Below are 7,940 nucleotides of genomic sequence, written 5' to 3'. Positions count from 1 at the left end.
GTGGCATGCGGGCTCCAGGGGGCGTTGGACGTTGGGGACGGCGTCGTGAATCGCGGCGGCGGGCGTTGGCGTGGCGCTCCGTCGAAGCGAATTCCAGCCAGGTGAGACAACTGCAAGCGACGGCGGGCTGGCGTGGCGAGACTTACGTTCTAGTCCATCGCTGCTTGATCTGCCGGACTAAATTGCTCGGTTTGCACCGGTCCGCAGGCGCGCACGGCGTGTGCCCGCCTTGTCTGGCGTGGGTTTGCGGCGCCTGCCGCCGCCCAAACACGACTAGAATGCGGTCTCGCCGGCGGCAACGCCCGCCCACGCCTTATTCAATACCCAATTCAAATGACAACGTTTTTACCCGCGCGCGCGAAATTTACGCGCCGCGCCGCGCGCGATCTCCGCGTTTTCGTTTTCCGCCCCTGCGTGCCCCGATGAACCAGTACGAACCCGGGCGCGGCATTGCGCTTTCCGTGGGCGCTTCAGCGCTGTTCGCGCTGATGTCCGCTTACACGCTCCTGCTCGCGCCGCTCGGCGGCCTCGATATTTTCGCGTGGCGTGTGATCTGGACCGCGCCCGGCGCGCTGGCCTTGCTGGTGCTGCGCAAGCGCGCGCCGCAATTGCGCGCGCTCGTCGTGCGCATGGCGCGCGAGCCGCGCACCGCGCTCGCACTGGTGGCGAGCGCCGCGCTGCTGGGCTCGCAGCTATGGGTGTTCCTGTGGGCGCCGCTGCACGGACGCATGCTGGAGGTGTCGCTAGGCTATTTCCTGCTGCCGCTCATCATGGTGCTGGTTGGGCGCTATTACTATCACGAGCGGCTCGAGCCGCTGCAATGGCTCGCCGTGGCGTGCGCCGCCGTGGGCGTGGTGCACGAACTGTGGGCCACGCATGCGTTCTCGTGGCCTACTTTGCTGGTCGCGATCGGCTACCCGCCGTATTTCGTGCTGCGCCGCAAGATTCACGCGGATTCGCTCGTCACCTTCGCCGTGGAGATGCTGCTGCTCGTCCCGGTGGCCGTGATCGAAGTGCGCACGGGTGGCTCGCTCGCGCTGCTCGACGCGCACAGGTTTCTCGCCTTCGTCCTGCTGCCCGGACTCGGCGTGCTCAGCACCGTCGCGCTCGCCTCGTACCTGAAGGCGAGCCGGATGCTGCCGATGGCGCTCTTCGGCATCCTCGGCTATGTCGAGCCGGTGCTGCTCGTGATCGTCTCGGTAACGCTGCTGGGCGAGCATCTCGGCATGCGCCAGCTCGGCACCTACGTGCCGATCTGGCTTGCCGTCGCGCTCACGGCAGTGCACGCGGCGCGGCTCATCCGGTTCGAGCGCTGAGGGTTTTTCAACGCCCGTTTACTGCCGCGCCTCCTGAGTGCGCGGCGCATTGATGCGCGTGGGTCCCACCTTTGCCTCGATTGCCGCACGCAGCTGCGGGCGCCAGCCAAGGCTGAACAGCGCTTCGGCGAGGACGAAGAGCGGGCCGATCATGAGGCCGATCAGATCGTCGACGAAAGCCGGCTTGCGATGCTCCCACGCGATGTGCCCGACGAACTGGAAGATCCAGCCGACCACGAACAGCCCCACGCCGCTGCCGAGCCACGCGGCGGTGCCTTGCTGCGCGAGCCACGCGCCGAACGCCACGCACGCGAGCGAGACGACCGCCATCATGAGTCCGAGCGGCACGTCCAGTACGAGGTAGTAGATCGTTGCGGCACCGAACAGCAGCCACGCGGGCGAGCCTGAAACCGGCAGGCCAAACGCGGCGAACGCGAGCGCAGGCCGTGAAAGCAGCACCGCAAGCGCGAGCACGATGAGCGGAATGCCGACGAAATGGGTGCCGATGTTGCGCGCGTCGCGATGATAGGCCGCGTACTGGGTGAGTTGCTCGGTCAGGTTTCTCATGGGTGTCTCACTGTCTCCAAAATCATTATGATCGTCGGGCTTGCGAGCGCAAACCTTCGGCTAGCCGACAATTGCGCCGATGCTTTGTGATTCGCCTGATTCGCTCGACCACCACCGATGACTTCACGTCCCGTCCCGTCCATCGCCGTCAGTTCGCCGTTGGCCGCCGCGCTCGAGCGCAGCACATGGTTTCGCGGCGCGCCCGAACCGTTGCGCGATGCGCTGCGTGCGGCGGGGCGCGTGCGCACGTTGCAGGCGGGCGAGCGGCTCTTCATGCGCGCAGACGCCGACGATGGCCTCTACTGCGTGCTGCAAGGCGCGGTGCGCGTGGGGGCGGCGAGCGTAGCGGGCCGCGAGGCGCTGCTTGCCGTGGTCGGGCCAGCGCACTGGTTCGGCGAGATTGCGCTTTTCGACGGCGGCGCGCGCACGCACGACGCCTATGCCGAGCGCGACTCCACACTCTTTCACGTGCCGCGCGCGGCGCTCGTGGCGCTGCTCGATGCAACGCCTGCGTACTGGCACACGTTTGGCCTGTTGCTTGCGCAAAAGCTGCGTCTCGCGTTCGACGCGATCGAGGAAACCGCGCTGCTGGGCGCTGCCGCGCGCGTGGCGCGACGATTGCTGCTGCTCTCGAACGAGTACGGCGAGGCAAGCGCCACGCAAGGCGCGCCGGGCTCGCGCCGCGTGATCAACGTGCCGCAGGAAGATCTCGCGCTGATGCTCGCGCTGTCGCGGCAAACCGTGAACCAGATCCTGCGCCAGTTCGAGCGCGAAGGGTTGCTCGCGCTGCGCTACGGCGAAATCGAGATCGTCGATGCCGCGGGCCTGGCGTCAAACGCGCAATGACGCTGCAGTGATGCCACAGTGATGCTATCGATTCAGCGTCAATGCGCGTCCATATCGATACACATTGACGAATAACATCAACGTCGTGGCGCGCACCGGCGCTGCGTTGCAGCCGCATCGCGTTTGCGCCGACAATGACGCCCGGTCGGCGCGCCCAGTCGCGCCGCCTTTCCCTTCCACACCACGCTCATATCGCTTCATGAACGACCGCGTCGTCGCCGCATTCGACTTTGATGGCACCATCACCACGTCCGACAGCTTTCGCGCCTTCATGCTCGACGCCGCCGGCCCAGCCCGCTTCGTAGCCGCCGCCCTGCGCTGCCTGCCCTCGCTCATCGGCGTGCCGCTCGGCTGGTCGCCACGCGGGCCAACCAAGGCGCGCTTCCTGTCCGCCACGATGGGACCCGTGCGGCGCGAGGCGCTCGAAGCCGCCGCGCAGCGCTTCGTCGAGCGACGTCTGCCCGCGCTGCTACGCCCCGAAATGCTCGCGCGCGTGGCCGAACACCAGGCGCTCGGGCACGAGGTCGTGCTGGTGAGCGCGTCGCCGTCGATCTATCTGCGCATGTGGGCAAAGACGGTCGGCATCGGCACGGTGCTCTCGAGCGAGCTCGAATGGCGCGACGGCGTGTACACGGGCCGACTGGCGGGCAACAACTGCTGGGGGCCGGAGAAGGTCGCGCGGCTGCGCGCGTGGTGGGGGAAAAATGCGCCGGCCACGCTCTACGCTTATGGCGACAGCCGCGGTGACAAGGAAATGGCCGAGCTTGCGCAATACGCATGGATACGCGGCGAGTCGGCGCTGCCGCCGCTGGCGGCGGCGGGCGGCTTCGGCGCGGCGTGAATGGTTCGACGCGCTGCAGCGGCGCGAGATCGACGCTAACCTACGGCAACTAACCGAAACGGAGAGAGGAGACACGCCAATGAACGGACAATGGACCCAGGTGAAGTCGCACGACGGCGGCGAATTCCGCGCCTACACGGCGCTGCCGCCCGAGGGTAGCGGCCCCGGCCTCGTGCTGCTGCAGGAGATCTTTGGCGTGAACGGCTACATGCGCGCGCTCGCCGACCGTTACGCAGAGGAAGGCTACGTCGTGATGGTGCCGGACCTGTTCTGGCGTCTGGAGCCGAACGTCGATCTGGGCTACGAGGGCGCCGACGCGCAAAAGGCGTTCTCGCTCTACGAGCGCTTCGACGTCGACCTCGCGATGCAGGACGTCGCGCAAACGCTCGCCGCGCTGCGCGCGCATCCGCAGCATCGCGGCAAGGCCGGCGTGGTGGGTTTCTGCCTCGGCGGCAAGCTCGCGTACCTGAGCGCGACGCGCACCGATGCCGATTGCGCAATCGGCTATTACGCCGTGGGCCTCGAAAACGATCTGGACGAAGCCTCGCGCATCACGTGCCCGCTGATGCTGCACTTCGGCGCCGACGACGCCTACTGCGACGCCGCTGCGCGCGAGCGCATTGCAGCGGCGCTAACGGGCAAGCCGGGCGTCGAGTTGTATACGTACCCGGGCTGCGACCACGCGTTCGCTTCGTCTTCGCGCCCACAGTACGACAAGCCGGCCACGATGATGGCGTACTCGCGCACGCTCGCCATGCTGCGCCGCGTGCTCGGGCCGATCTACGACTTCAACGCGCTGTGGGAAGAGCACTGCTATCACGAGTTCGTCGCGCGCAACCCGAGCGACGTGATGCCGACCATGGTCGCGCAGCCCTACGTCAACCACATTCCCACGATGACGGGCGGCGTGGGCCACGACGAGCTCAAGCGCTTCTACACGCACCATTTCGTGCATTCGAACCCGGAAGATACGCGCCTGATTCCGATCTCGCGCACGATCGGCTCAGACCGTGTGGTGGACGAGTTCATCTTCTGCTGCACGCACGACCGCGAGATCGACTGGCTGCTGCCGGGCCTTGCGCCCACGGGCAAATACTTCGAAGTGCCGATGCTCGCCGTGATCTGCTTTCGCGGCAACAAGCTCTATAACGAGCACATCTACTGGGACCAGGCTTCGGTGCTCGCGCAAATCGGCGCGATCGATCCCACCGGTCTGCCGATCGCAGGCGCGCAAAGCGCGAAGAAGCTGCTCGACGAAACGCTGCCCTCGAACACGCTCATGGCGCGCGCCTGGAGCGAGAGCGAAGGCAAGCCGTTCTGATGCGCGCGCTGCGTGTGAACGTTTTCAGTTGAACGGATTGTCGACGACGCCGGGTTTCTGGTCCGGCTCGTCGGCGACCTTCGCGGGCAAATGCGGGTCGGCCTGCAGTTTCTTCACGACGTCGTCGAGCGCCGCCTTCAGTGCCAGCGCGGCGGCGAGCCCGCGCTTGTCGCGCGTGAACTCCAGCGTGCCGGCAAGCGTCACGCGCGTCGTGCCGTTCGTGAGCGTGAGCGCGTCGCCCTGGACGTTGAGCACGTCGCTTTCGTTTGCGTATGCGTCGAACACCGTTTGATCCTCCTTCTGCTTGATGCTTGACGGGGGCGTGCCCCCGGTAGTGCCTCGATGGCGCGGCCCGCATTATAGGGAGCCACGCCCCGCGACTTCAATCCTCTTCGTCGATTCCTGCCTGTCGCTTCGTCTTTTCTGCCTAAATTTGCAGCGGCTTTGTCGCATGAGTGTCAAGGCCACACGCAGGGATTGCGCACGCGCTGATACAGGTCAACTCGCCCGCGCTAAACCGCGGCATCCCCAGGCAAACCAACGATGATGACGCACCCGCGCCCACAGGCGCGGACGATCTGTTTCAGTGCGAGCAAGGAGTCATCGATGGGAATTCTGGATAAGGTATCTGAAATCGCGGGAACGGACGCGGCGGACAACGCCGATCCGCGGGCCTGACGATGCGCGGACGGCATCAAGGGGCCGCGCGACGCGCCATGGCCTCGCGCGTCGCGGTCGGCGCAACGCTCGCGCTAGCCATCACGCTTGAATTCGCATTGAGCGGCTGCACGGTCACGCCGTGGCGAACTGCGCAAAGCGAAGAGGTCGAACCGGCCGCCGAAACCGGCGTCACCACGACCGCCGTGCCGCCCCCGGCTATCGCCGCTTCGGCGTTGCCCGCCAAGGAAGCCGCGCCCGAAACCCCGTCAGGTTTTTATCGCGTGAAGTCCGGCGACACGCTCTATCGCATTGCGAAAGCCACAGGCCAGCGCCCCGCCGACCTCGCGAGCTGGAACAAGCTGCCCGCCGACGGCAAGGTCCAGGTGGGGCAGCTCTTGCGTGTCGCACCGCCCGCGGCCGCCCCAGGCGCCACTCCCGCCGCTACGACAGCAAAGCCTGCCGCCGCACCAGCGGGCAGCGCGGCAACGACGCCGGCAACCGCATCGGCAAACGCAGTCACCGCTCCACCCGCGGCCACACCGAAACCCGCTGCCGCGCGCAGCAACGCCCGTTTCGTCTGGCCGATCGAGGGCAGCGTTGCGCAGCCCTTCAAGGGAAAATCGAAGGGTGTGGTGATCGCCGGGCCGCCTGGGCAGCAGGTGAAAGCGGCGGCAGCGGGCCGCGTGGTTTATGCCGGGAGCGGTATGAAGGCGTACGGCAAGCTCGTCATCGTGAAGCACGACGCACGGATGGTCACGGCCTACGGACGCAACGCAAAGCTGCTCGTGAAAGAGGGGGACACGGTGAAGCAGGGCCAGGCGATCGCCGTGAGCGGCACGGATGGCGCGGGCATCTCCACCCTCATGTTCGAGGTGCGCGAGAACGGCAAGCCCGTCGATCCGTTCGCATGGCTGCCGAAGGCGCCGCAATAATTATCAAGGAAGCCGAATCAAAATGAAGCGAAGGAAATTCCTCGCTGGCTCGCTGGCTGCTGCCGGATGGCTCGCGGCGAGCGCGGGCTGCACGACGACCTCGGGTTCCGCCGATGCCGACCCCGCCACGGAAAACGCCGTTGCGCGCCGCGAGATCGACACGCGAGTCGACGAAACGCTCGCACGCCTGTCTCACACCGTGCCGGGCGCGAGCGAACTCATTGCCAAGGCGCGTGGCGTGCTTGTGTTTCCGGAAGTCGTAGGCGCGGGTTTCGTGATCGGCGCCGAATATGGGCGCGGCGCGCTGCGCGTGGAAGGCCGCTCGATCGGCTATTTCTCGACGATGGGCGGCTCGTTCGGCGCCCAGATCGGCGCGCAGTCGCGCGCGATCGTCTATGCGTTCATGACGCGTACCTCGCTCGACCGCTTCAAGCGCAGCAGCGGCTGGAGCGCGGGCGCGGACGCCACCGTGGCGCTCGTGAAAATGGGCGCCAACGGCAAGATCGATACCTCGACGGCGGTGAACCCCATCGAAGCGTTCGTGCTGACGAACGCCGGTCTCATGGCGGGCGTCTCGCTGGAGGGCTCGAAAGTCTCGCGCCTCGATATCTAAGCCCGCCGCTCGTTCCCGGTGCGCGAGCTTACCCGCTTACCAGCCCCATTTGCTCACGGCAAAGCCGCGGCCATTGAACGAGACCTTTTCCTTGGCCGCGACATCCGCCGGAATGCCCGGGAACGCAATGCCGCTCTGCGCTTCGAGATCGCGCACCGAGCGCACGTCGTAGCGATCGACGGCCGTGTTGTCCGCGACGATGGCGAACGCGAGCCGCTGCGAAGGCACGTACACGACCTTGAAGATTTGCGTCGGCACGAGCACGCGCGTCGCGCCGATCGTCTGGAGCTGCGCGCCCGTGAAGAGCGGGCCGGTCACGACATAGGCTTCGCCGTACTTCGATGCGAGCTTGCGCACTGCGGTTTCGATATGGGCCCAGAGGCGCTGGTTGTTCTCGCGATTCTGCGGAACGATGTTGGCGAGTGAAAACGATTCCGCCATTGCCTGTGCATTCCAGCGGTTGCCCGCTGGGCTCATGTGGCCCCGGTCGAAGCCGCTGCGCTTGTAGTCGGCGAGTGTCGCGCCTTCGCCTTCGGGCAGGCGGTCGTCTTCGAAGAAGCGGTTCGTGCGCGTCATGTCTTTCGCGGCTTCGAGGTGATCGCGCGTGAGATGCTCGGCAGACCAGAGCGGTCCGTGCGTGACGCCCGAATGCAGCACGACGAAATCGGAATAGCAGAGCATGCGCGTTTTCGGCGCCATGCGTTGATTCGTGAGCGCCGGGAACTGGCCGTCGGGCACGAATTGCGAGCAGGCCGGTGCAGCGGTTGCATGGCTCGCCGCGGCGAGCAGCAGGGAGGAAATCAGTGAGGCGAACAGCTTCTTCATCGAGCGGACGGGCGGGACT

9 protein-coding genes are annotated in these 7,940 nt (G+C 66.4%); 6 read left to right on the top strand and 3 right to left on the bottom strand.

Annotated features, from left to right (window positions below; genetic code table 11):
* The first annotated feature begins 422 nt into the window (after window positions 1–422).
* The gene (gene rarD / locus VSR72_RS43695; RefSeq protein ID WP_342958374.1) at window positions 423–1,316 is read left to right on the top strand and encodes an EamA family transporter RarD; all 894 of its coding nucleotides are present in this window, start codon (window positions 423–425) and stop codon (window positions 1,314–1,316) included.
* An 18-nt stretch (window positions 1,317–1,334) separates the two neighbouring features.
* Here rarD and VSR72_RS43690 read toward each other — a convergent pair whose 3' ends face one another.
* Window positions 1,335–1,883, bottom strand: coding sequence for an Mpo1-like protein (locus VSR72_RS43690; RefSeq protein ID WP_342958373.1), 549 nt, complete (start codon window positions 1,881–1,883; stop codon window positions 1,335–1,337).
* Window positions 1,884–2,000: 117 nt separating this feature from the next.
* Between VSR72_RS43690 and VSR72_RS43685 the strand changes: the two genes are divergently transcribed.
* The 3 genes from VSR72_RS43685 to VSR72_RS43675 all read left to right on the top strand — a co-directional run bounded on the left by VSR72_RS43685 (window position 2,001) and on the right by VSR72_RS43675 (window position 4,891).
* Window positions 2,001–2,729 (top strand): Crp/Fnr family transcriptional regulator, encoded by a 729-nt coding sequence (locus tag VSR72_RS43685; RefSeq protein WP_342958372.1) that lies wholly within the window; start codon window positions 2,001–2,003, stop codon window positions 2,727–2,729.
* A gap of 199 nt (window positions 2,730–2,928) precedes the next feature.
* Window positions 2,929–3,570 carry an HAD family hydrolase gene (locus VSR72_RS43680; RefSeq protein ID WP_342958371.1) on the top strand — a complete coding sequence of 214 codons (642 nt, stop codon included), beginning with the start codon at window positions 2,929–2,931 and terminating at the stop codon, window positions 3,568–3,570.
* A 79-nt stretch (window positions 3,571–3,649) separates the two neighbouring features.
* Window positions 3,650–4,891: a dienelactone hydrolase family protein gene (locus VSR72_RS43675; protein ID WP_342958370.1), complete on the top strand. Its 1,242-nt coding sequence runs from the start codon at window positions 3,650–3,652 to the stop codon at window positions 4,889–4,891.
* 24 nt (window positions 4,892–4,915) lie between these two features.
* Here VSR72_RS43675 and VSR72_RS43670 read toward each other — a convergent pair whose 3' ends face one another.
* The gene (locus VSR72_RS43670) at window positions 4,916–5,176 is read right to left on the bottom strand and encodes a hypothetical protein (protein ID WP_342958369.1); all 261 of its coding nucleotides are present in this window, start codon (window positions 5,174–5,176) and stop codon (window positions 4,916–4,918) included.
* Between the two features lie 431 nt (window positions 5,177–5,607).
* Here VSR72_RS43670 and VSR72_RS43665 point away from each other — a divergent pair, with 431 nt between their 5' ends.
* Both VSR72_RS43665 and VSR72_RS43660 read left to right on the top strand, forming a co-directional pair.
* Window positions 5,608–6,483, top strand: a complete 876-nt coding sequence (locus tag VSR72_RS43665; protein ID WP_342958368.1) for a peptidoglycan DD-metalloendopeptidase family protein — start codon at window positions 5,608–5,610, stop codon at window positions 6,481–6,483.
* A 22-nt stretch (window positions 6,484–6,505) separates the two neighbouring features.
* Window positions 6,506–7,096 carry a YSC84-related protein gene (locus VSR72_RS43660; RefSeq protein ID WP_342958367.1) on the top strand — a complete coding sequence of 197 codons (591 nt, stop codon included), beginning with the start codon at window positions 6,506–6,508 and terminating at the stop codon, window positions 7,094–7,096.
* A gap of 36 nt (window positions 7,097–7,132) precedes the next feature.
* Here VSR72_RS43660 and VSR72_RS43655 read toward each other — a convergent pair whose 3' ends face one another.
* Window positions 7,133–7,921, bottom strand: a complete 789-nt coding sequence (locus VSR72_RS43655) for a DNA/RNA non-specific endonuclease (RefSeq protein ID WP_342958375.1) — start codon at window positions 7,919–7,921, stop codon at window positions 7,133–7,135.
* Between the last annotated feature and the right edge of the window lie 19 nt (window positions 7,922–7,940).

The sequence above is a fragment of the Paraburkholderia sp. JHI869 genome (assembly GCF_038900775.1).
Classification (GTDB): Bacteria; Pseudomonadota; Gammaproteobacteria; order Burkholderiales; family Burkholderiaceae; genus Paraburkholderia.
Note: the sequence above shows the minus strand (reverse complement) of the source record. Positions and strands in the feature narration are given on the sequence as shown.